The sequence below is a fragment of the Campylobacter concisus genome (assembly GCF_902460845.1).
GTDB classification, from domain to species: domain Bacteria; phylum Campylobacterota; class Campylobacteria; order Campylobacterales; family Campylobacteraceae; genus Campylobacter_A; species Campylobacter_A concisus_X.
This window is the reverse complement of sequence record NZ_CABPVS010000002.1, coordinates 69,956-92,430: the sequence shown is the minus strand read 5'-3', so window position 1 is coordinate 92,430 and position 22,475 is coordinate 69,956. Positions and strand designations below refer to the sequence as shown.

The 22,475-nt window shown below is 37.7% G+C and carries 20 protein-coding genes; 13 read left to right on the top strand and 7 right to left on the bottom strand.

Going from position 1 to position 22,475, the window contains the following annotated elements:
- Positions 1 to 35 precede the first annotated feature (35 nt).
- The 5 genes from F3H00_RS02080 to hpf all read left to right on the top strand — a co-directional run bounded on the left by F3H00_RS02080 (position 36) and on the right by hpf (position 6,988).
- On the top strand, positions 36 to 4,256 hold the full coding sequence (locus F3H00_RS02080) for a hypothetical protein (protein WP_148798250.1): 4,221 nt from the start codon (positions 36 to 38) through the stop codon (positions 4,254 to 4,256).
- A complete protein-coding gene (locus tag F3H00_RS02075) occupies positions 4,250 to 4,945 on the top strand; it encodes a type II secretion system protein (RefSeq protein WP_054196360.1) in 696 nt (231 codons plus the stop codon). The genes F3H00_RS02080 and F3H00_RS02075 overlap by 7 nt, the downstream gene beginning before the upstream one ends.
- Positions 4,942 to 5,958 carry a type II secretion system protein gene (locus tag F3H00_RS02070; protein WP_223155227.1) on the top strand — a complete coding sequence of 339 codons (1,017 nt, stop codon included), beginning with the start codon at positions 4,942 to 4,944 and terminating at the stop codon, positions 5,956 to 5,958. Before F3H00_RS02075 ends, F3H00_RS02070 begins: the two co-directional genes overlap by 4 nt.
- Positions 5,958 to 6,380 (top strand): hypothetical protein, encoded by a 423-nt coding sequence (locus tag F3H00_RS02065; RefSeq protein WP_103576256.1) that lies wholly within the window; start codon positions 5,958 to 5,960, stop codon positions 6,378 to 6,380. The genes F3H00_RS02070 and F3H00_RS02065 overlap by 1 nt, the downstream gene beginning before the upstream one ends.
- 80 nt (positions 6,381 to 6,460) lie before the next feature.
- The gene (hpf, locus tag F3H00_RS02060; protein WP_021090930.1) at positions 6,461 to 6,988 is read left to right on the top strand and encodes a ribosome hibernation-promoting factor, HPF/YfiA family; all 528 of its coding nucleotides are present in this window, start codon (positions 6,461 to 6,463) and stop codon (positions 6,986 to 6,988) included.
- A gap of 461 nt (positions 6,989 to 7,449) precedes the next feature.
- On the opposite strand, the gene F3H00_RS02055 is transcribed toward hpf, so the two are convergent.
- Positions 7,450 to 7,992, bottom strand: a complete 543-nt coding sequence (locus tag F3H00_RS02055) for a DUF1523 family protein (protein WP_087576793.1) — start codon at positions 7,990 to 7,992, stop codon at positions 7,450 to 7,452.
- 71 nt (positions 7,993 to 8,063) lie between these two features.
- Positions 8,064 to 10,295, bottom strand: coding sequence for a nitric-oxide reductase large subunit (locus F3H00_RS02050; protein ID WP_148798246.1), 2,232 nt, complete (start codon positions 10,293 to 10,295; stop codon positions 8,064 to 8,066).
- A gap of 217 nt (positions 10,296 to 10,512) precedes the next feature.
- Here F3H00_RS02050 and F3H00_RS02045 point away from each other — a divergent pair, with 217 nt between their 5' ends.
- From F3H00_RS02045 to F3H00_RS02030, 4 genes are all read left to right on the top strand, one after another.
- Positions 10,513 to 11,568 (top strand): ABC transporter substrate-binding protein, encoded by a 1,056-nt coding sequence (locus F3H00_RS02045; RefSeq protein ID WP_148798244.1) that lies wholly within the window; start codon positions 10,513 to 10,515, stop codon positions 11,566 to 11,568.
- A 3-nt stretch (positions 11,569 to 11,571) separates the two neighbouring features.
- Entirely contained in the window at positions 11,572 to 12,579 is a 1,008-nt protein-coding gene (locus tag F3H00_RS02040) for a FecCD family ABC transporter permease (protein ID WP_149703676.1), read from the top strand.
- Positions 12,579 to 13,352, top strand: coding sequence for an ABC transporter ATP-binding protein (locus F3H00_RS02035; protein ID WP_149703675.1), 774 nt, complete (start codon positions 12,579 to 12,581; stop codon positions 13,350 to 13,352). Before F3H00_RS02040 ends, F3H00_RS02035 begins: the two co-directional genes overlap by 1 nt.
- A gap of 87 nt (positions 13,353 to 13,439) precedes the next feature.
- Positions 13,440 to 13,646, top strand: coding sequence for an excalibur calcium-binding domain-containing protein (locus F3H00_RS02030; RefSeq protein WP_148798238.1), 207 nt, complete (start codon positions 13,440 to 13,442; stop codon positions 13,644 to 13,646).
- A gap of 76 nt (positions 13,647 to 13,722) precedes the next feature.
- Here F3H00_RS02030 and recG read toward each other — a convergent pair whose 3' ends face one another.
- From recG to F3H00_RS02015, 3 genes are read right to left on the bottom strand one after another with little or no spacing between them, the layout of a single operon-like run.
- Positions 13,723 to 15,540, bottom strand: coding sequence for an ATP-dependent DNA helicase RecG (recG, locus tag F3H00_RS02025; protein WP_148798236.1), 1,818 nt, complete (start codon positions 15,538 to 15,540; stop codon positions 13,723 to 13,725).
- Complete coding sequence (locus F3H00_RS02020) at positions 15,530 to 16,759, bottom strand: M16 family metallopeptidase (RefSeq protein WP_148798235.1); 1,230 nt, start codon at positions 16,757 to 16,759, stop codon at positions 15,530 to 15,532. The genes recG and F3H00_RS02020 overlap by 11 nt, the downstream gene beginning before the upstream one ends.
- Positions 16,760 to 17,806 (bottom strand): dehypoxanthine futalosine cyclase, encoded by a 1,047-nt coding sequence (locus tag F3H00_RS02015; RefSeq protein WP_148798233.1) that lies wholly within the window; start codon positions 17,804 to 17,806, stop codon positions 16,760 to 16,762.
- A gap of 130 nt (positions 17,807 to 17,936) precedes the next feature.
- Between F3H00_RS02015 and F3H00_RS02010 the strand changes: the two genes are divergently transcribed.
- Complete coding sequence (locus F3H00_RS02010; protein ID WP_148798231.1) at positions 17,937 to 18,146, top strand: hypothetical protein; 210 nt, start codon at positions 17,937 to 17,939, stop codon at positions 18,144 to 18,146.
- A gap of 21 nt (positions 18,147 to 18,167) precedes the next feature.
- Here the strand turns inward: F3H00_RS02010 and F3H00_RS02005 are convergent, their stop codons facing one another.
- Together F3H00_RS02005 and F3H00_RS02000 are read right to left on the bottom strand one after the other, a co-directional pair.
- The gene (locus F3H00_RS02005; RefSeq protein WP_148798230.1) at positions 18,168 to 18,560 is read right to left on the bottom strand and encodes an NfeD family protein; all 393 of its coding nucleotides are present in this window, start codon (positions 18,558 to 18,560) and stop codon (positions 18,168 to 18,170) included.
- Positions 18,557 to 19,471, bottom strand: coding sequence for an SPFH domain-containing protein (locus F3H00_RS02000; protein ID WP_054196349.1), 915 nt, complete (start codon positions 19,469 to 19,471; stop codon positions 18,557 to 18,559). The genes F3H00_RS02005 and F3H00_RS02000 overlap by 4 nt, the downstream gene beginning before the upstream one ends.
- A gap of 80 nt (positions 19,472 to 19,551) precedes the next feature.
- Here F3H00_RS02000 and F3H00_RS01995 point away from each other — a divergent pair, with 80 nt between their 5' ends.
- Genes F3H00_RS01995 through F3H00_RS01985 form a run of 3 tightly spaced genes read left to right on the top strand, consistent with a single transcriptional unit; the run spans position 19,552 to position 22,429 of the window.
- Positions 19,552 to 19,980: a copper resistance protein NlpE gene (locus F3H00_RS01995; RefSeq protein WP_148798228.1), complete on the top strand. Its 429-nt coding sequence runs from the start codon at positions 19,552 to 19,554 to the stop codon at positions 19,978 to 19,980.
- A 48-nt stretch (positions 19,981 to 20,028) separates the two neighbouring features.
- Positions 20,029 to 21,231: a copper resistance protein NlpE gene (locus F3H00_RS01990; RefSeq protein ID WP_149703674.1), complete on the top strand. Its 1,203-nt coding sequence runs from the start codon at positions 20,029 to 20,031 to the stop codon at positions 21,229 to 21,231.
- A 1-nt stretch (position 21,232) separates the two neighbouring features.
- Entirely contained in the window at positions 21,233 to 22,429 is a 1,197-nt protein-coding gene (locus tag F3H00_RS01985; RefSeq protein WP_148798224.1) for an MFS transporter, read from the top strand.
- The last annotated feature ends 46 nt before the right edge of the window (positions 22,430 to 22,475 follow it).

Genomic DNA, 22,475 nt, shown 5'->3' with positions numbered 1-22,475 from the left:
AAGGAGAGATTTTTCTTGTTATTTAGAGGATTGTTGTGAAGAAGATAGTATGTTTACTCTGCTTTATTGCCACGTTTAGTTTTTCTGCACCAAGAGCTTGTACGACAGCAGAAGCAGCTTCTATTGGTTGTAGTGGAACAAATTATTCTTGCTTTATAGACGCTGAAGAGTACCAAGACAACTCTTCTAAAAATATCCCACATTGCATAAGAAAATTCACCAGAACCTGGACGATAGACACCAATAGCTTTTCTTCGGGTTTGGCACAAGATCATTATCACATTTATGCAAGACAATCTTCTCCGTGGGGACATGAACCATTAATTGGCATGTGGGATGATCACTCTAAAGGCTTAAGACAAAGATCAATAAATGGTAATCTAAATACCAGAGTAAATGGTGATATAGCTACCATTGGTGCTACTATTATGATTCCACAATACACTGGATATAATTTTGTTCCAGATTCATCTAACGTAACAAAAACATCATCTACAGCCGATAGAATATTTTTAAATACTGGTAGTTTTGCGTCTAGTAATTACACGCTTTGTCAAAAAACATATATTTATAATCCTAACAAGTATCCTTATTGCCAAAATTCATCCTCGTCCACATTTGATTTTAGTGAGAAAAATACCTTTATACAAAATAATTTAAAAGGTAAAAACGTAGTCTATGCCAGACTTTACTGGGGTGGCTCTCTTTATCAAAACTGGGTAATAAAAAATATTGGGTCAAATTTATATGTAAGCGCTTTAAATTACATAAAAGGATATAGCAGGATTGATTTTAAAGCTCCTGGAAAAAATGCAATCACAATAGATGCTGATCCAAAAGATGTCTTTTGGTTTGGTTCATTTAGTGAGTATAAACCAAAATCAATGACCCTTGAATCATACAATCAAAACGAGTCTAATAGCTACTATGTAAAGGCTGGAATAAACTACCAATATGTAGCAAGCGCTGATGTAACAGATATAGTTAGAGACTCTCTTGGTACTAGTGAGTCAGATAGGACATTCTATGCCGGTAATATCAGATCCACTACAATTCCCTTTAGTGATGAATTTATAGACCCAAATGATGGCATATATAAGGTAAACAACTCTACTAATAGAAAACTAAAAAAAACATACGGCACGCTACTATTCTCACCAGTTCAAGGGCAAAACGGTTACTGGATACAATCCATTGCACCACAATTTGCTGCTTGGAGTTTAGTCATCATTTATGACTTTGATGATAAAATCGCTGCAGCAAACAATATAGAGCCAAAGCTTGTTAGTATATTTGATGGACTAGAAAGACTTGCAGCAGACTGGATGAAGTCAAGCGATCCATTTGGTACTGTAAAAAGCTCAACCGTAAATGTAAAATTTGAAAACATCTATACGCCAAAAGCAGGAAATATAGATGCTTCGCTTACAATGTTTTCCTTTGGCGGCAAGCCAGAAACAAAAGGTGAAGATATCAAGATAAAAAATGGTGGCAGTTATCAGAGTATTACCAGCGGATATAACGCGCAAGGCGATCAGTTTAACTCAACTATGACAAAATTTGGACAACTTATAAATCCAGGTAAAAAATTTCACTCCCAAGCAGACTTGGATATATTTGATATATCGGACAAAATGTCATATGCTCAAAAAGAAGCGGATATAAAATTTACAGTTACAACGATTAAGAGCTCAGGCGGTGCCAATGTTGTAAGTGCTGACCGTATAAATTTAGCTCTAGTTGGCTTTTCTACTCGTATATATAAGCCAGATGTTTGTTATATGGAATATATTTATGCGAAAAAACCTAGCGATAGTACTTTTACAAAGGTGCAAGAAAATACTCCGACAGTAGTGCCAGCAAATACTATTTTAAAAACTTTCGTTGAAGTTACAAATAATACTAATGAAGCTGCCCAAGACTTTGCTCTAAAAGCTACAATAGATCCAAGTCAAATTTATAATCCAAACTCAACTTACATATACGCAGATAAAGCATCACAAGGGCCCAGTGATCTACTTACTATGTCAGGACAAGTACACTATAATGACAACACAGGCTTGCAGCAACTAAGTGGAAATGACTTAACTTTTTATTTGGGACAAGGTGCGGCTGCAAATAAGGGTGGAGAAATGCTAATTCATCAAGGCAACTACGCTTATGCCATATATGAAACCACCCTTAAGTCTAAATTTGAGCCAAATAGTTACAAAGCCACAGTTGCAAATGCTGATATAAATTTACAGCCCTATGACACATATATAAGAAGATGTAATAATCAAAACTACAACATTACTTTAGGTGTTAGTGCCAGTCCAAATAATTTCGTCGCAAGCAATAGACAAGACGATGGCTCGGCAGCTTTTAAAACTAAATTTAAAAATAGACTTCTAACTAAAATCGTTTCTACGCCATTTAATGTCTATATCACAAACTATGATACAGATGGCAACAAAAAAGTACCAGATGCCCCAGTAGATGTAAAAGTAGAGTTGGTCGAGTCTTGTAGTGCTCCAACAAATTTATATGAACAAGATATAACATTTAATGGCGTAACTGATATTTTGTTGTCAGGCATTAGTATTGACAGAGCCTATAAAAGCGTAAAATTTAGAATTTCTCATCTTGATCCAGTGACAAATACTACAAAGGTTGAATGCGAAAAATTAGATGATTTTGCCATAAGGCCAAGTCACTTTAGGCTATGGGATACTGACAAGAATACGATCAATAATAACAATGTTTTAATAGGTGGCAAAGTTTATAATAACATTGCTCTTGCGGCTATGAAACCTCTTGATAGTGGCTTAGCAAATGGTTATATAAACAACATAAGTGGCTCAAATGGAGAGATAAAACTTGTACCAGCATATAGTGCAACTTGCGATCCTAGCATTATAGAGAGCGAGAACAAACTAAGCGTAGATTTTAACGATCCAAATAAAGCATTGGGTAAAATTTTTCGTCACACATCAAGTGGACCTGTTGGCTTTTCTTACTCAGATATAGGCGATACATATTTTTATGTATTAGACAAAGACTATACAGCAACTGATCAACATGCGCCATCAAAAGCTGATGATTGTGTAAAAAACTCAATTAGCAACGATCCATCACAAGATACTGCTCAAGAAGGAAGGATCGGATGTAGTATAAAGCTAGAAGGCAATAGAGATTATTTATTTAGACCAAAAGATATACAAATAAGCAAGTTAAAGATAACAAAAGATAGCGATATAACATACCTTGATAATGAAGGCATACAAAAAGCAAAGCTTGACTTTGAAGTAACTGCTAGGCTGTTTAACGATGATCCTGCAAAACTTTATAATGAAGATTGCTATGCAAAAAATATGAACTTTGATATAAAGCTAGATAGAGTTCCTTTAAATTTTACAGATAATGATGGCAATGCCGGCACATTAGCAAAAGCAAATGAAGAAATTTTGTTTTTTGAAATTCCTGGCTCAAATACTAGAAAAGCAATAGATCCAAGTGCTACAAAATCAACATTTTATGTAGAGAAAAACACTTTTGTAAATGGCGTAGGCAAAGGTGAAGTATATTTTAATTTTGAAAGAAAAGTAAATCATGCTAAAAATCCTTTTACTATTTCAAGTAATGATTTTAGCTTTAGTGGAATGTCAGATAGTACCGATACAGTAAAAAAATATGAAAAACCAACAACAGAAACAACGGCAAAATTTTACTTTGGTAGGGTTTATGCACCATTTTATGAAGGGCTTTATAGTGGCTTTTATGCCAAAATTTATTATGGTGCCTACTGCGATGGGTGCAATAAAAATATCTATATGAAAGATAATGGCAAACTATGGCAAGACTTTCCAGCTGCACCATTTTGGGCTACCAATCCAAAACATAGCGCAGGAGTACTTAACTATCATGACTTTAGCTTTACAAACACTTACAGCGGTACTGTTTTAAGAAATGATGTAAGTAGCATAAGCAATGGCGAGCAAATAATTTTTATAAGAAACCCTTCGGCAGTTACTGATGTAGCTAAAATGAGAGCACCTAGCTGGCTTCTTTATAGTGAATTTGATGAGAAACCTGAAACAAATAATTTCAATCTAAATTTTCTAGTACCAAATGGTGAATGGGCTGGTAAAGTCCTAAAGAGCAATAATATAGAAGATAAGACAAGCGGTGCAGTTGGAGGTTTTATAGGAGTAAAATCAAATAGTGATAGTAACCTAGATATAAGCGATAAGACAAACAGGAGAATAGAGTGGTAAAAAGAGGTGGCTTTTCATTGATAGAGCTTATCTTGTCAGTGCTTGTAGTGGCCATAGTAAGTGCAAGCCTACCACTAGCAGTAAGAACTACTTCAAATCTAAGCGAGCAATCCTTAATGCAAGAAGGATTAATGAATGCTAAAACCTATATGTCATTAATATTAAAAGCACCATTTAGCGATCAAGTCTTAATAGCCGGTAAAAACACCATGCCATCATCTATAACCACTCAAGAGGCTATAATTTTTCCTCTTATTATCTGCGACCAAGGGGCAAATCCGGATTTTTATGAAAAAAGCGGTGTAAAAGGAGAGGGACATAGGATACTTGCATATCCAGTACAAAATTCATCTGCATGTGCCACAAGGCCTAGTGATTCAAAGCTTCCAGAATCAATCAAAAGCGTAAATTTTAAAGTAAAATCTATCAAAAATTTTAATACCCAAAAATCCATCTCGCCAACTGCTAGCACTACCAAACGTGACTTTATCATAGATACAGAAACGACTCCAACCATAACAAATGGAGCTGATAAATTTGTAGTTAGCACTCCTTTAAACGATAGTGATGTTTTACAGATAAAGCTAGATACGACTATGAAAACTACAAAAGAGAGCAAAAGCGTACTTTATGGATATGCCTTTAATATAGGTGAAAGCAGTACTCTAAGTGTAAAAGAATGGAAATGAAAAAAACAAAAAAAGCTTTTACATTAATTGAGCTAATAATAGTCATCACCGTACTTGGTGTTATCTCACTTATGAGCTTTAACACGCTTATGAATTTATATCAAAACTATTTTCAAAGCAAAGTAATAAACGAACTAGAAACACAAAGCGAAATCGCTCTAGAACAAATTTCAATGCTACTTAGCCACAGAATCAAACAAAGCGTTATCGCTAGAAAAAAAAATGGAGATTACCTAGCTCTAAATGATAGTGGCGTAAATTTAAGTAGCGACTTTGAAATTTTAGAATTTATCCCAGCTGCTTATGAGTTATTTGATGGTATAAACGAATATAAAGGAGATGATACTAACGGAGATCCAATCATCGAAGAAGGCATATATAGCGGATATGTAGATCTTGCAAATAGCTCTGTTGCAAATGGATTAAAAAGCCCTGGAAGCAAATTTAATGATGCTTTTAGAAATGGCGTAATGGACTTGACCTGCGAAAATGATAGCAATGAAGAAGATGTAAATAGCGGCTCTAGGTGCATAAACGCCGATAATGAAAATGGTGGTTTAGTAGCGATATTTTCTAGCATACTTTATAGAGTTGGTAGCAGTTTTGGCTATCAAGAAAATTTAGACCAAAGGCACTTAGATATCGCAAAAGTTGGCATACAATCAATCGACACACTTAAAATTTCAAGTGATTTTAAAAATAAAAAAATTTCAGAACAGTATAAGCTAGCTTACACAGCCATTGCCATAGCACCAGCTGAGCAAAGTGCCGAGGATATACAAAATGGCTCTTTTGACCTTAAAATTTACTACAACTATAGGCCATGGCTAAATGAAAGCTTTAAAAAATTTAACTCAACATCTACAAAAGCTATCAAAGCCGAAAGTGCAACACTAGCTAAACATGTAACAAGATTTGTCTTTACAGAAAAAAATGGAGTCATCGCGCTAAAGCTTTGCCTTAAAGCAGAAAAATCAGAAATAACCATTTGCAAGTCAAAGGCGGTTTATTAATGAGAAAAGGATTTACGTTAATAGCAGCGATATTTTTTCTAGTTGTAGCAGCTTCTATCAGCACTCTTGCTCTTTCGATAGCTAGCACATCAGCTAGACAAAGCAGTGAAATTTATCTAAGAGAGCAAGCACAACTCGTTGCTCAAGCAGCAGCAGAGTATGCAATGTTTGAAATTTTTAGAACTGATTTCTCAAACAAATGCTTAGATAAAGTAGATGGAGAATTTAACGATATGTTCGACTTTAATGTAACAATAACTTATTTTGGAGATATCGGCATATGCACTCCACCGACCATCATGCCAGGAACAAACGGAGTCGCAAGTACTGGCAACATGATCTTTGATGTTTTTGTAAAATCAAAAGATAAAAAAACACCAAATCCTATAAATTTTCACAAACGAACTCTTCAGAAACTTTAAAATTTTATAAAGATTTTAGTTTAATTTGTTTTTAGTTTTAGCGTGTTATAATCATCTTACTTTCTATAAAGGAGATTACGATGAACATAAGCATTGTAGGAAAACAATTTGAACTAACAGAGCCAATCAAAAACTATATCCAAGACGCTTTTGATACGCTTGGTAAATACAATCTCGACATCATCTCAGCAAGATGTGTTGTAGCAGCCGATGAAAAACAAGGAAAAAAAGGCTTTAATGCAGAATTTTCTCTAAATATGGCTCATAAAGATACGATAGTCGTTCGCCAAAAAGATAAAGATCTTTATGCTGCGATCGATCTTGCTATCGAAAAAGCATCAAAAGTTTTAAGAAGAGAGCATGATAAGAAATTTACCGTAAAAGGCAAGGCTGACGACAAAGAATTTCGCTCAAGAATAGGCGAAGAAAAGATCGAAGGTGTCGAGGAGATCGTGCCTATGGAGCTTGAAATTTACAAACCACTTGAGGTCGAAGAAGCACTTGAAAAACTAAAATCAAGCGATAAACAATTTTACGTATTTAACGATGTTGACGCAAAAATGCGTGTGATCTACAAAAGAACAGACGGAACTTTTGGTCTTTACTAAAATTAGGGGCAGCTTTGCCCCTAAAATTTATGCTAACTCACTATAAATTTTCTTTCTGAAATCTAAAAAGTCCTGTTATAAAAACTGATACGCTAGCAAATGGCTTTAAATTTTCAAAAATAGAATAGATATCCTTGCGTAAGATAGATCTAGATACAAGAAGGCTTCCCTGTAAGCCATTTTAAGAAGATCTTGGCGAAATAAAGGTCGCAACTGATGAATAGCAAGACGAAGAAGTACATGCCATAAAAAGTGGGTGATTTTCTTAAAAATAATTGCAAACATCAAGTTGTGAAATTTTATTTTATAGACTGGAAGAGCGTAGGAAAATATGGCAAATAGCGCAACGGAGCAAAAAAGCTAAAAATATACTTGATAGCACTAGAAATTTTTAGAGACAAAAGAGAGACAAGGCTCTCTTTTTGATTTTTAAAATATCAAATAGCTAAAACAAATGCTATCTATTTCTCTAAATTTTCACTAGTTTTTGGTCTAAAGGCCTTATTTATCTTTCTTATCCAAATGATTAGCGAGATAAACAAGATAAAGTAAAATATATAGCTAGCTACCGGCCAACTAGTATCTGTGCCACTTTCTTTTAGTGAGATGACATTTCTAAACTCTTGAAGCATAGAAATTCTATATCCATAATATTTTACAGTTACGTTTTTATCGCTATTTGCAAAGCCCTGGGCTTTAGCTTGCACATCGGCTGAGTTAAATTTAAAATAAAACGGAAATCCCCATGCAGTATCTTCATTTCTATAAGCCATGACCTTATTTGAATTATTAGAATCTTTAGTATAGATAAAATAAACATCTCTGGTAGGACCATCTGCCGGATTTTTAGCGTCGATGATACCATCTTTGTCCATACGCTTGACATCGCCACCTGTGATTTGCACATTTGCATAGTGTGGAAACGAATAATCAACTACAAGAGCCAAAAAAGAGTGTAAGAGTACGATAAAAATAACGCAAATTCTTTTAAAAAATGTAATCATTTCTTTCCTTTTAAATTTGCGTTATTTTATGAAAAGATAGCTTAATAAAGGGGCAAAATACCCCTTTAGTTTTAAGCTTTTTTATTAAGCATAAATTTTAGAAGTTGTGCAAGGAAGCTAATTCCACCGATTATTAAAATCGTATCGCCAATCATTCTTACCCATCTTAAATTTTGCAAGTGTGATTGTTGTAAAAGCTCAGCGCTTCTTGCATACCACATGCCCTGCTCCAAGCTTGCAAATGCTTGATAAATTCCTATTGGAAGTAGTGAAAGTACGATCATTAGCATAAGACCTATATTTAGGCCCCAAAAGCCTACTTTCATAAGTTTTTCATCAAATTCTTGACCTTTGAATAGATAAGTAGCTACTAGCCAAACAAATCCAAGTGCCAAAAATCCATAAACACCAAATAGTGCAGCATGTCCGTGAACTGGGGTCGTATTTAGGCCTTGGATATAAAATAGTGAAATTGGAGGATTGATTAAAAATCCAAATACACCAGCACCTAGCATATTCCAGAAAGCAACTGCTATAAAGCAGTAAAGTGGCCATTTTAATGTCTTAGCCCAAGTTTGAGCAAACTGAAGTCTATAGTGCTCATAAGCTTCAGCGCCAAGCAATACAAGAGGAACTACCTCAAGTGCTGAGAAGCTAGCGCCAACTGCCATTATAGGTGTTGTAGTACCCGCAAAATATAAATGGTGGAAAGTTCCTGGAATTCCGCCTACTAGGAAAAGTGATGCACTTGCAAGCGTTGAAAACGTAGCAAATCTCTTTGAAACAAGACCAAGACTAACAAACACAAAAGCAAGTGAAGCGGTAGCAAAGACTTCAAAAAAGCCTTCAACCCAAAGGTGTACAACCCACCAGCGCCAGTATTCCATCACTGGAAGTGGACTTCTTTGGCCATAAAATAATCCTGCTCCGTAAAATAATCCAACTGCAACAGCTGAAGCTGCAAAGATAGCAAGTAAATTTTTGTCACCTTTGTTCTTAAATCCGCCGATAAATCCGCGAAGTAAAAGTAGCATCCAGATGACAAGACCGACAAATAAAATAATTTGCCAAACACGTCCAAGCTCGATATATTCATATCCTTGATGTCCAAACCAGAAGCTTAAATTTATAGGCATAATATTTGCGATCGCTAAATACTCGCCAGCAAAACTACCAACTACAAGGATTAGTAGTGCGTAAAATAATAAATCTACGCCAAGCTTTTGGAATTTTGGATCTTTACCGCCATTTATAATAGGTGCTAGGAAAAGACCGCCTGCTAAAAATCCTGTCGCAATCCAGAAGATACTAGCCTGAATGTGCCATGTTCTAGCAAGTGAATAAGGAATATAAGCTGATAAATTTATACCGTAAAATTCTTGTCCTTCTACTGTATAGTGAGCTGTAAAGCCGCCTATTAAAATTTGGAATGCAAAAAGAGCCAAAGTCACAAAAAGATATTTTTTAAGAGCTTTTTGAGATGGAGTTAGGCTTAATTTACTAAGCGGATCCTCGCTAATAGCTTCCAACCTTTCATCATCTTTTTTACCATAAAAAGAGCTAAACCAAACAAGAAATCCAATACCAGCAATAAGTATTACAACGCTTGCGATTGACCAAAAGATATTTTCGCTTGTTGGTACATTATCTATTAGTGGCTCGTGTGGCCAGTTGTTTGTGTATGTAGCATCGCTATTAGGTCTGTTTGCTGCGGTTGCCCAGGCTGACCAGAAGAAAAAGTTATTAAGATCATCTCTATCAGAAGCATTTGGAAGAGTATTTTCTTTCATCGCATAAGCTTCTCTTAAAGATTTAAACTTAGGGTCATTTCCAAAAAGTGATGAATACTCTTGGCTTACTTGTTTCATAGCCTTTAATCTATCACTACTAAGTACGATCTTATCGTCTTTTACGCCATTTTCTCGGTACTCTTTTTTAAGTAGAACTTTTAGATTTGCCTTTTGCTCGTCATTCAAGTCAGCATATTTTGAGTGATAAATTTCATCTGCTTTTAACTCTAAAAATATAACTAACTCTTTATGAAGCCAGTCCGCACTCCAATCAGGTGCTTGATATGCGCCGTGTCCCCAAACAGAGCCAACTTGCATACCTCCTATGCTTTGCCAGGCCTCTTGACCTTTATAGATGCTCTCTTTGTCAATCACGACATTGCCATTCTCATCTGTAAAATTTACAACTGGTGGCGAGCTTCTATAAACCTCAACGCCGTAGTAGCCTAAAATACTAAAGCAAATTACTAGTACTGCAACAAGTGCTAGCCAATACTTTTTGTATTCACGCATTGATTCTCCTTTTTTTAAAAATTTTAAGGCGAAGTTTATCTCATTTTAAAAAAGCAAATAATGACATATGTCAATAAAAGGAGAGAATTTATCCCATTAGTTTTATAAGAATTTACAATATATGCAAATTCTTCATAATGTATATGCAAAATTTACATAGAATTAATATAAATATTATTAACATACATGTTTATACTTCAAAAATAAAGGAAAAAATATGCAAACAAATTTTATGCATAAAGTAACCAAATTTAGCCTTGTTGCTTCACTATTTATGGCTCTTAGCCTAAACGCAGCTGAGTCTGCAAGAAGCATTACCGATATGCAAGGCGTCAAAGTAAGTGTCCCTGAAAAAGTTGAAAAAATAGCTGCACTTTGGCACGCAAACAACGAGATCATCCTAGCACTTGGCGGCATGGATAAAGTGATCACCACAACAGATCTTATCAAGAAAAACAAATGGTTTGCCCTTGTCTATCCAAAGGTAAAAGATCTCCCAGCCGCACTAAATGGCAAAGATATCCAGGTAGAAGAGCTAGTTAAACTCGCTCCTGATGTTGTCATAGTTTCTAGCAAAAATTACCAAGAAGAGCTTACTAAAAATGGCTTTAGCGCAGTAAATATGATATATAGAGACTATCCAGATATGGAAAAAAGTATCTATGCAACAGCTGAAGTTATCGGCACTGACAAGGCTAGAGCTTTGGCCGAAAAGCTTTCAAACAAGATCCACGAGAACTCAAAATTTGTAGAAGCCAAAACAAAACAAATTTCCGCCGACAAGCGTCCAAAAGTACTTCACCTTCTTGGTGGTACAAATTTATTAAAAGTTGATGGCACAAACACTATCCAAAACACTTGGATAAATTTAGCTGGCGGCAAAAACGCAGTGACAAAAGAGGGGTCTATGATCGAGCTAACAGCTGAAGAGATCATCAACGCAAACCCTGATATCATCATCGTTGGCGGCAATGACACAGACGCTTTGATCAAAAATGTCAAAGAGCACCCTGCATTTTCAGGCTCAAATGCTGTGAAAAACGGCAAAATTTACGGCAATCCAAAAGGTGTATTTGCTTGGGATAGATATGGCGCTGAGAGTGTGCTCCAAATTTTATGGGCGGCAAAAACTATCCAGCCTGATCTTTTTAAAGACCTAGACATGAAAGCAAAAACAAAAGAGTTTTATAAAGAGTTCCTAGGCCACAAGCTTAGCGACACCGAGTATGGCTACATGCTAAAAGGTCTAAATCCAGATGGCAGCAGCAAATAATATATGAAAAACGCAAATTTTTCATTAGTTGCTATATTTTTAGCCCTGCTCACCATTGTTTGCGCCTTTGTAGCCCTTGGTATTGGTAGATTTTACATACCATTTAGCGATGTCTTTAGCGTGCTTGCTCACGGCTTTGGCTTTGGCGATGGCGCAGCTAGCAACATCACAAATGTGATAGAAAATTTGCGCATACCTCGCATCATCGCAGCCATCCTTGTTGGAGCCGCTCTTAGCGTGAGCGGTGCTGCCTATCAAGGCGTCTTTAAGAACCAGCTAGTAAGCCCTGATCTACTTGGTGTTTCTGCAGGTGCCTGCGTAGGAGCTGCCACCGCGATCATCTTTGACCTATCGTTATTTTGGGTACAGGCTTTTGCTTTTGGCTTTGGTCTAGCAGCCGTTGCTATCACGCTAGCCATACCAAAGATGATGGGACGCACTAGCACACTTATGCTGGTTCTCTCTGGCATCATCGTAAGTGGTCTCATGGGCTCAGTGATCGGCTTTTTAAAGTATGTCGCAGACCCTGAGACGAAGCTACCTGACATTGTTTATTGGCAGCTTGGTAGCCTTGCAAAGCTTGATGGCGAAAATTTAAAATTTATAGCCCCAGTGATGATCATCTGCGCTATTTTGCTAATAGCCATGAGCTGGCGCATAAATTTGCTATCTCTTGGCGACGAGAGTGCGGCAAGGCTAGGCGTAAATGTCGCTTTTGAGCGTGCTATCGTTATCATTTGCGCTACGCTTCTTACAGCATGCAGCGTCTGCATAAGCGGAATAGTCGCTTGGGTGGGACTTCTCATGCCGCACCTAGCGCGGATGCTAGTTGGTGCAAATAACATAAAAAGCATGCCAGCAAGCATATTTATGGGTGCGATATTTTTGCTATTTGTCGATACTCTAGCACGTAGCATAAGCGTGAGCGAAGTGCCTCTTGGCGTACTTACCGGCTTTATCGGCACAGTATTTTTCGTCTGGGTCTTGTGGCGAAATAAAAAGGTTGCGTGATGCTTGAAGTTAAAAATTTAAACTTTAGCTACCCAAATGGAGCTGGCAAACTAGAAAATGTAAATTTAAAGATAGGCGCTGGGGAAATTTTAACCATACTTGGTCGAAACGGAGCTGGCAAATCAACAACTTTGGGCTTAATAAGCGGCTCGCTAAAGCCAGTTTCTGGAGAGATTTTCCTTGATGGCAAAAACGTTGATAGCCTAAGCAACAAAGAGCGCGCTAAGATCATGGCGTATGTCGCTCAAAGCGAGGTTACCGAGTATGACTACACAGGGCTTGAGTTTATCACGATGGGTCGTGCAGCACACCTTGGTATCTTTGCAAGACCCAGTAAAGAGGACGAGGAGATCGCTAAAATTTATACTAAAAAGCTTGAGATCGAATATCTTGAAGAGCGTTTTATTACACAGATGAGCGGTGGTCAAAAGCAGATGTGCATGATCGCTCGTGCGATGGCTGCGCAACCAAAGATGATTATATTTGACGAGCCAACGAGCGCGCTTGACTTTGGCAACCAGTATAAATTCCTACGCACCGTCAAGTGGCTAAAAGAGCTTGGCTACTCGGTCGTGCTAACCACTCACAACCCTGACTTTGCTGTGCTTCTTGGCGGATATGTCGCACTTGTAAAAGGTGATGGAAATGTTGAGTTTGGCTCAGTCAGCGAGATCATTAAAAGTGAAAATTTAAGTAAACTTTATGGACTCGATCTAAATGTCAGTTACATCGACAAAGTCCAAAGAGAGTGCTGCTTGACATATCCGCTTTAAATTTATCTGCTTTCAAAAGAATTTATCCTTTTGAAAGCACTTTTTGTACTTTTTTGTTATTTCACACATACCGCCTTTGGAGTAAAAATGAAAAAGTTAGTTTTGATTTTATTTTTTGTATTGATAGCAAATGCGGCTAATAAATTTGATTGCTCTAAACGCTACTGCAAAGAGATAAAGAGCTGTGAAGAAGCATATCACTATCTAAGAAACTGTGGACGCAGTGGCTTTGACCGCGACCATGACGGCATACCATGCGAGAATATATGCAAAGAACGTAGAGTAGAAAAATAGTTTTATTAAAATTTACTCTACTAAAAATTTAAAGCTAACAAAATAAAATCAAAAATTTAAGTTAAACTGAAAGCAACTAGGCGTTATTTTTAGCAAGCGCCGCCACTCTAGCCTTTGCATCCTGTGTGATATCATCCTCGTAGTCATAGAAGTTAAATGTCGCTCCATGCTGTACAAAGCCGTTTAGTATGTCACCGCTTTGGCGGTTTTTCAGATCAAGCTCGGCCACCTTAAAGCCGTCATTTGTTGCACAAAATTCTTTTAACCTAGCAGGCGTCTCTTTTAGCTTGGTAAACAAAAAACAGTATCCATCGCCGCCATTTCGCCCTACTCTACCACGCAGCTGATGAAGCGTGGCAAGCCCTAGCCGCTCAGCCCCTACGATCACTATCGTATTTAGCCTTGGTAGCGAAATTCCGACCTCAACAACAGTGGTTGAAAGCAAAATTTCGCCCTCTTCTCTAAATCGCCTTAAAATTTCCTCTTTTTCTTTATCTTTGCCGTGCGTGACGAAGACATTTTTGAAATTCTTTAGCCAAAAACCATGTGCCTCATTTAGGCTTTGGTAGTTTGAGCTCTCACTGCTCTCAACTAGCGGATAGATGATGGCTATTTGAAAGCCGCCCGCAAGCTGTTTTTTGATGTGAGCGAGCAAAAAGCCAAACTCGCTAGCGCCTAAAATTTGGCTCGTTATATTTTTCTTAAATGGCATCTGCTTTAAAAAGCTAAAATTTACAATCTCAGACTGAATGAGGCTTAGCGTCCTTGGTATCGGCGTGGCTGAAAACTGTACAAAATTTGCCCGCTCATTCTCGTTTGAGGCGAGCTCTTCTATCTTTTTGCGCTGATTTGAACCAAAGCGGTGCTGCTCATCGACCATGACAAGTGGCGAATTTGGCAGCTCGTGAAAGAGCAGCGCATGCGTGCCAACGATCAAATTTACCCCGCTAAAGTCTATCTTTTTCTCCCCGCTTCGCACGAGTATGACCTTCATAAAAGGCGGCAGTAGCCTCTTTGCTTCATTATAAATTTGCTCGCTTAAGATGCTTGTTGGCGCCATCAAAATGGCACTTTGCGGATAGACGCTAAGAGCAGCTGCTAGGATCACTAGCGTCTTGCCGCTTCCCACATCGCCCATTATGACGCGCCTTTTTGCCTGCACAGCACTAAGGTCGTCTCTGATGTCATTTACTGCGTTTAGCTGGTCATTTGTCGGCGTAAATGGCAAGCTCTTAAGCCAAGAGCTTATATCAAGAAGCTTGATTTTTGGGCTTTTAAAGTAGGTTTTTTTCGCACTTAGCTTTTTTATGTAGTTAAAAATTTCTACAAATTTTAAAATATGCACGCCCTCATTGTCATTTTTTAGGCGGTATAAAATTTGCACGCTTTGCTCGTCTAGCCGCTGCAAATCAGCTAGAAATTTAGCCTCTCGCTCACTTAAGCCCTCAGCTAATAAATTTTTTAAATTTATATATTTTAAAACAAGTTTTTTGACTTCATCATCTTTTAACTCGGTCTTAAATTTAGGCACGATCTGGCCTATTTTTGTGGTGATTTTTGGATTTACGATCTGCCACGAGCCAAAGGCATAGGAGCAAAGCCCATATATCGCCATCTCTTTGCCGACCTTAAAAGCGCCGTAGTGCCAGGACTTTGCGTTAAAAATGACGATCTTTACGCTACTTTGCCACTGCTCGCAAAAGGCAAGCGCCGTTAGCATGCTAGGGCGCGAGGCGAGCGAGGTGATCTTTACATTTATGCAGACCTGCCCCTCTCTTGGGCTCTTAGCGATCGTCGTATCCTCAAAGCCCTTTGGCAACACTAGAGCAAGGTCAAGTAGGCTAAGCACGCCTATTTTTAGAAGTTTTGTCCTGTCGCTTGCTTCAAATTTCATTTTTTAAAACGCAAAAACTTAGCTGATTGATCTCTGCGTGGGCTTTTATGAAGCTGTTTAGCTCGCTTAGCGAAAGGGCTGAAATTTTATCCAGATCCTTCAAAAATGCCCCAAGCTCGCCGTGCTCATAAAACTCGCTTTGTGCGATATCAAGGCGTTTAAATAGCGTCTCTAGCCTAAGAGGTAACGAACCAAGTAAGAATTTCTTTGCCTGCTCAAGCTCGGCATTGCTAACGCCTTTTTTACTAAATTTTAAAATTTCCTCTTTTATAACAGCGATAGCCTCATCTTTTTTTTCATTTTTTGTCTGCATGTAGCCGTATAGCTGGCTGTAAGAGAGATTTAGCAAATTTCTAGCGTAGGCGCTATATGCAAGCCCTCTTTTCACGCGGATCTCCTCCATGAGCCTCGAGCCAAAGCCACCCTCACCCAAGATAAATGTCGCCACTGCGGCCTTGTATTTCTCCTCAGGTCTTACGTTAAATGGCGCGCCAAAGTAGATGTAGGCCTGCTCGCTTTGTCTGATAATCTCACTGTTTTCGCACTTATCACTTGGGATAAAGCGCTCTAGTTTTCGCACCTTGCCAGGCTTTAGGATCTCTAGAACGCTAGCAAGCTCTTTTGCCTGCTTCTCGTTGATGTCGCCACCTAGCACGCAAAGCAAATTTGAAAGGTCTAAATGCTCGTTTAAAAATTTCCTCACATCTTCAAGCGTGATAGCTTTTATGCTCTTTTTAGTGCCGATACTTGGCTGAGCAAGCACGCTTTTTGGGTATAAAAGCTCAAAAAGCCCCTGCCTTGCCACGTAGTCAAAGTCGTTTTCATTTGCTGCGATCTCGCCAAGTGTGACAGTTTTACACCTATTTAGAATTTCTTCTGTTAAATTTGGAGCGCTTATAAGCTCTTTTAGCTTACCGCATGCAAAGGCAAAGTGCTCTTTTAGGCAGTTTAGATCGATGCAAAATGTCTCAAAGCCACAGCTTGCATTTAGGCTGATCGCTCTTACTTCAAGCTCTTTAGCGAATTTAGCTGAGCCTAGCTTCATATCGCCTTCGTTTAGTAAATTTGTGCTTAGTCTTGCAAGGCCTGCGAGCTTGCCATTTTGAGAGCTACCAGCTGCTTTGAAAACAAGTCTGAGGCTCACTACTGGCATCGCTTTTGAGCTTTCAAAAACGACTGGGATTTTTACATTTTTTACATTGATATCTAAAATTTTCATCTAAAATTTCTCCAAAATATCATAGTTTGTGTTGCGCTTAGCTGGAATTTCTCCGACATCTTTTATAAGCTCGATCATCTGATCTTGATTCATCCTAAAGCTCGCTCCTGCGGCTTTTACGACGTTTTCTTCCATCATTGTGCTACCAAGGTCGTTTGCGCCAAAAAGAAGTGCGAGCTGACCAACGTAGCTGCCCTGTGTGACCCAGCTGCTTTGGATATTTTTAAAGTTATCCAAAAAGAGCCTTGAAACGGCAAGAAGCCTTAGATAGACGTTTGAGCTTTGCTTTTTGATCTCTGGAAATTCTTGCATGAGCTTTGTATTTAGCCCTTGAAAGCTCCAAAGTATAAATGCCCTAAATCCAGCCGTCTCATCTTGTAAATTTCTGATGTGCTCCCAGTGCTCCACGATCTCACGAGTGCTCTCAACCGTACCAAACATCATCGTGGCAGTCGTTTTCATGCCAAGCTCGTGTGCCTCTTTGTGTATGCGAAGCCAGTCTGCAGTGTCACATTTTTTTGGCGCAATGATGTCACGCACTCGGTCGCTTAAAATTTCTGCTCCAGCGCCTGGCATCGAGTATAGGCCCTTTTCGTTTAGGCGTCTTAAGACCTCTTTTGTAGAAATTTTTGAAATTCTTGCGATGTAGTCGATCTCAACTGCCGAAAAGCCATGTATTGTGATGCTTGGATAGTGTTTGCTGATGTAGCTTACAAGCTCCTCGTACCACTCGATTTTTAGCTTTGGATGAACGCCGCCTTGAAATAAAATTTGAGTGCCACCAATGGCGATTAGCTCCTCGATCTTCTTGCCGATCTCTTCAAAACTTAGCACATAAGCGTCTTCCTCTTTTGCATGGCGGTAAAATGCGCAAAATTTACAATCCACCCAGCAGACATTTGTATAGTTGATGTTGCGATCTACGATGAAGGTCGTAATGCCCTCTGGATGAAGCTCTTTTTTTCTAGCTAGTGCCATCTTGCCAAGCTCGTAAAGCGGTGCATTTTCTGTAAGATCGATGGCCTCATTTACACTAAGTCTTTTCAAATTTAACCTTTTATTTTGCTTATTTTTGGGCGAGAGTTTAGCTAAAAATGCTTTTAAATCTGATAAATCATGTAGTTACCAAATTTTAATTTTTAAAAGATAAAATAGGAAACTTTTTGAAGGAGTAAATATGAAAAAGATAGTTTTAGCCGCAGTTGTAGGCCTATTTTTAGTTGGTTGTGCCAAAAATGAGCCAAAGCCAAACGAAGCTGGACACGCAGAATGTGGCTGCCCTCACCACCAAAACATGGCGACAAAAGATAAGGGAAGTTGCGAACACCACGGCGACATGCAAAATGGCGGCCATGCACATGACCACCAAATGATGCATAAACATTAATAAAAGTGCCAACTGGCACTTTTACCCAACTATCACCTTGTCGCCTTTGGTGCCAAGAACTCGCACCTTCTCTCCGTTAGCTAAATTTCCGTCATATTTCCAAAGCGTACCCTTAAAATAGACCATATTTTCTCTGATCTCGCCAACGCCGGCCTCGTCTAAAAATTCCTCATTAAAGCTCTCTTTTCTAGACATAAATTTGCTCTTTAGCGGTGCTTTTAAAAGCACAAGCAAGATAAGCGCAAGTGCTGAGACGCCTAAAATTTGATATGGCCACTCAAAGGCAACTCCAAAATTTACTACTCCAACAACAATAAAAGCCAGTCCGAAAAATAGCAAATAAAATGAAAAAAGCGTAAATTCAAGTGCGCATAAGAGTGCACCAATAGCTATCATTATATAAGGGCTGATCACGCCTTATCCTTAGCTAAGAAATTCTTTAAAACGCTAAGCGAGCCAATTAGCTCAGTCGCCTCGTAAGGGACTAAAATTTTATCTTTTGAGCTATTCTTAGCTAGCTCGCTAAATGCCCCAACCCTGTCACGAGCAAGCAAAAATTCAGCCGCATTTGCGTTTTTGCTCATGCTATCATTTATCATATCCATAGCCTCTTTTTGAGCCGTTGCGATGGCGATTTGCTCATATTTTTTCGCATCAGCCATACGCTCTATCGCCTCTGCTTGAAGCACTTTTTCTTGCTTTAGCGCCTCTGCGTTGCGTATTAGTGCCTCTTTTTCAGCCAAGGCCTTTAGTTCGATCGCGCGCTTTTCACGCTCAGCTTTCATCTGCATATTCATCGCCTCTTCGATGCCAAGCGGGACAGAAATTTCAGAAATTTCAACCCTCATGATCTTTACGCCCCAGTTGCCAGCTGCATCGCCAAGAGCCACTTGAAGTGCGGCATTTAGGCGGTCACGTGAGCTTAGCGTGTCGTCAAGATTCATCGCGCCTATTTCGCCACGAAGTGTTGTCATGGCTAAATTTGCTATGGCGCGCTTATAGTTATCTACGTTATAAACAGCCATTTTTGCATCAAATACCTTTAAAAAGACGATGCCATCGACGCTTATGTTTACGTTATCTTTTGTGATGACTTGCTGTTTTGTGATGTCTACAAGCTGTTCTTTTACGGTGATTATCGCTCTTATTTGATCTACAAATGGGATAATTATGTGAAATCCACCGTCAAGCACTTTGTGAAATTTACCAAGTCGCTCGATGAGTAGATTATCAGCTTGTGAGACGATCTTGATACCAGCCTTTAAAAACAAGAACGCAAAGATAACCAGAACTACGACTAAAACGCCAAATGCTTCGATTTGCATTTTTACTCCTTTAATTTATAATTTGTTATTTTCTTAAGTATTATAATACATTTTAAATTTTATTTTCAAAAAGGATTAGCATGAAAAATTTTATATTTGCACTAAGTGCGGCTCTACTTTTGGCAGGTTGTGCCTCATCTAGCCAAAACACAAACGTCCCACAAGGCAAATGTGAAGTAAAAAGTAGCTGCGAAGCTCCAATTAACAGCATCGAGGGTACTTATAAAGCATTTTTACCTTGCGCTAGTTGCATGGGTATTGATTCACGCTTAACATTAAAAAAAGATGGTACATTTGAAAGCGTGATGGACTATAAGTCAAAAGACAACTACAAAGCCGTTAGTAAAGGCAAATACTCAATCGAAAATGGCGTGATAACAACGATTGATGAGTATAAAGAAAAGAGCTTTTATAAGATAGAAGGCGAGAACCTAAAAATGCTAGATATGGATCAAAAAGAGGTCACTGGCGAGCTAAAAGATAAATACATCTTTAAACGCGTAAAATAAATTTTAAAGGCAAAATGATATAATTTTGCAATTTTTAAGGAGTTGCAAATGAAATATCTTTTTGCCATACTTATCTCATTTTTCATCCTTGGCTGCGCAAAAAATGAAAATTTAGAGCCAAAACAAAGCACACAAAATGCAACAAAAGAAGACAAACCGCTAGTTCAGGCAAATACACCCAAAAAGCCAGAAAAGCTAATACTTCCAAACTCAATTTATAGTAGTTTTCACACTATTTTGCCTTGCCCAAACTGCGAAGGCATAAAAACTATCATTACGCTAAATAAAGATAAAACCTACACAAAAACAATGCTTACTATGGATAAAGAAGTAAGCTTGGTTGAAAAAAATGGCACATTTGATGTTGATGATAGTGCTATCATTTTAAAAGATGAAAATGGCAATCTTAGCTACTTTGCGCCAAATAAAAACTCACTTCTTCAACTTGATGACAAGAAAAATAAGCGAGTTGGCGTGCTAGCTCAAATTTATAATTTCGAGCCGGTAAATAAAGCTTACAAAGATAGTTTTTTTGCTAAATTTTATAAATTTAAAAACAAAGATAGTTTTTTAGATATCGTAATCGTACCAAGTAAAAATGGTGCAAAAATAAGCTTTTATTCATCATTAAAAAATGGCTCGCCACTTTGCGAGTTTAGCTCTGAGCTACTTTACGACAAAGGAATTTTTTACCTTTTAGATGAAAAAGGCATTGCTCTAAGCATACACAGAATAAATAATGCAATTTTTCTAGTAGCAAATGACAAAATTTGTAAAAATGCTCACATAAGCGGACGATATAAAAAAGATAAAGATCAAAAAAATCTCTTTGGCAAAGGCTTTTTTGCAGAGCTGACAAACGAATCAGCAAATAGAGATGTGATAAAAATTTATGGCTCAAAAAACATAAAACGGGATAACACAAAAAAAGAAAGCAGTTACATCGTAACAAACAAAAATGAAAGAATTTTTGAATACACCTTGCTAAATGGCATTATCACAAGCATTGAGATTTACTCAAACGAGTTTAAAACTCCAGAAAATATCAGCCTTAAATCAAATTTCAAAGATATAAAAAATTCTCTCGTTATCTCTAAATTTAGTAGTGACAAAAACAATATCTATCTAAAAATAGATAGCCACGATATGTTAATCACACTAAAAAATCCACTTGCCAAAGAGATAACAAGCCTAAACGATATACCAGATGAAACAAAGATAGAGCAAATAACGCTAATGTGGAATCAATAAGTTGAAAGAATATCTTAAACTTTTAAAAGAAGAGAAAAATTTTCGCCTCTTAAGCATCATTCAGCTTATATGCTATTTTGGCGTATGGTTTTCGCACACAGGTATTTTTACACTTCTTATCAAGCTTGACGCTCCTGTTTGGGCGATTACTCTAAGTGCAGCGATGGCATTTATCCCAGGTGTTGTCATAGCTCCGTTTAGTGGAATTTTAGTTGATAAATTTAGCCCAAAACCGATGCTTGTCATCATGATGGCGGTTGAGACGATAAGCGTTTTCATGCTTCTTTTTATAGACTCACTTGATTTTTTATGGCTACTTTTACTTATCATTTTTGTTAGAAATGGCACTGGAGGAATGTATTTTCAAGTAGAGATGAGCGTGCTGCCAAAAATTTTAAGCAAAGAAAATCTCAAACTCGCAAACGAGATCCACTCTATCATCTGGGCGGTCTCATACACTGCTGGCATGGGGCTTGCTGGAGTTTACATACACTTTTTTGGCATTAAAAGCGCCTTTTTGCTTGATGGCATACTATACATTCTTAGCTTTGGATTTTTATATTTTTTAAATTTACAAAGCCTAAAGCCAGAATTTATAGAAAAACCACTAAAAATGCTAAAAAATGGCCTTGTGTATTTAAAAGAAAACAGGCTTATCGTGCATCTTATATTTTTGCACGCATTTGTTGGCATTACTGCTTATGATGCATTGATCGCACTTTTAGCTGATTACAAATATGCAAATTTGCTCTCGACATCGCTAATTATAGGATTATTAAATACCTCAAGGTCCATTTCGCTTATGTTTGCTCCAGCCATACTTAGTAAATTTATAAATAAAAACACGCTTATTTTCGTATATATCGGTCAAGGCCTTGGTATCATTATTTGGGCTTTATCGCTTTGGAATTTTTATCTATCGCTTATTGGCATTATCTTTGCTGGATTTTGCACATCAAGTCTTTGGAGCTACACCTATACGATGCTTCAGCAAAACTGTAAAAAAGAATTTTATGGCCGAGTGATTGCATATAACGATATGGTTTTTCTTGGCTTTAGTGCTCTCATTTCATTTATCATTGGTCTGCTTTATGATATTGGACTTAGCGTTGAGATGATTGCAAGTTTTATGGGAAGCCTCTTTTTTATAGGAGCTTTTCACTATCACATAGTATTAAAAAGCTACAAAATAAGGTGATTGTTTTTAAATTAAGTCGCCTAAGTTAAAAGGCGACTTGGTAAAT

What these genes read in the sequence shown, in the direction of transcription:
- F3H00_RS02070 (WP_223155227.1), top strand. Translation starts at nt 4,942, where the DNA reads ATGAAAAAAACAAAAAAAGCTTTTACATTAATTGAGCTAATAATAGTC.
- F3H00_RS02065 (WP_103576256.1), top strand. Translation starts at nt 5,958, where the DNA reads ATGAGAAAAGGATTTACGTTAATAGCAGCGATATTTTTTCTAGTTGTA.
- hpf (WP_021090930.1), top strand. Translation starts at nt 6,461, where the DNA reads ATGAACATAAGCATTGTAGGAAAACAATTTGAACTAACAGAGCCAATC.
- F3H00_RS02055 (WP_087576793.1), bottom strand. Translation starts at nt 7,992, where the DNA reads ATGATTACATTTTTTAAAAGAATTTGCGTTATTTTTATCGTACTCTTA.
- F3H00_RS02050 (WP_148798246.1), bottom strand. Translation starts at nt 10,295, where the DNA reads ATGCGTGAATACAAAAAGTATTGGCTAGCACTTGTTGCAGTACTAGTA.
- F3H00_RS02045 (WP_148798244.1), top strand. Translation starts at nt 10,513, where the DNA reads ATGCAAACAAATTTTATGCATAAAGTAACCAAATTTAGCCTTGTTGCT.
- F3H00_RS02040 (WP_149703676.1), top strand. Translation starts at nt 11,572, where the DNA reads ATGAAAAACGCAAATTTTTCATTAGTTGCTATATTTTTAGCCCTGCTC.
- F3H00_RS02035 (WP_149703675.1), top strand. Translation starts at nt 12,579, where the DNA reads ATGCTTGAAGTTAAAAATTTAAACTTTAGCTACCCAAATGGAGCTGGC.
- F3H00_RS02030 (WP_148798238.1), top strand. Translation starts at nt 13,440, where the DNA reads ATGAAAAAGTTAGTTTTGATTTTATTTTTTGTATTGATAGCAAATGCG.
- recG (WP_148798236.1), bottom strand. Translation starts at nt 15,540, where the DNA reads ATGAAATTTGAAGCAAGCGACAGGACAAAACTTCTAAAAATAGGCGTG.
- F3H00_RS02020 (WP_148798235.1), bottom strand. Translation starts at nt 16,759, where the DNA reads ATGAAAATTTTAGATATCAATGTAAAAAATGTAAAAATCCCAGTCGTT.
- F3H00_RS02010 (WP_148798231.1), top strand. Translation starts at nt 17,937, where the DNA reads ATGAAAAAGATAGTTTTAGCCGCAGTTGTAGGCCTATTTTTAGTTGGT.
- F3H00_RS02000 (WP_054196349.1), bottom strand. Translation starts at nt 19,471, where the DNA reads ATGCAAATCGAAGCATTTGGCGTTTTAGTCGTAGTTCTGGTTATCTTT.
- F3H00_RS01995 (WP_148798228.1), top strand. Translation starts at nt 19,552, where the DNA reads ATGAAAAATTTTATATTTGCACTAAGTGCGGCTCTACTTTTGGCAGGT.
- F3H00_RS01990 (WP_149703674.1), top strand. Translation starts at nt 20,029, where the DNA reads ATGAAATATCTTTTTGCCATACTTATCTCATTTTTCATCCTTGGCTGC.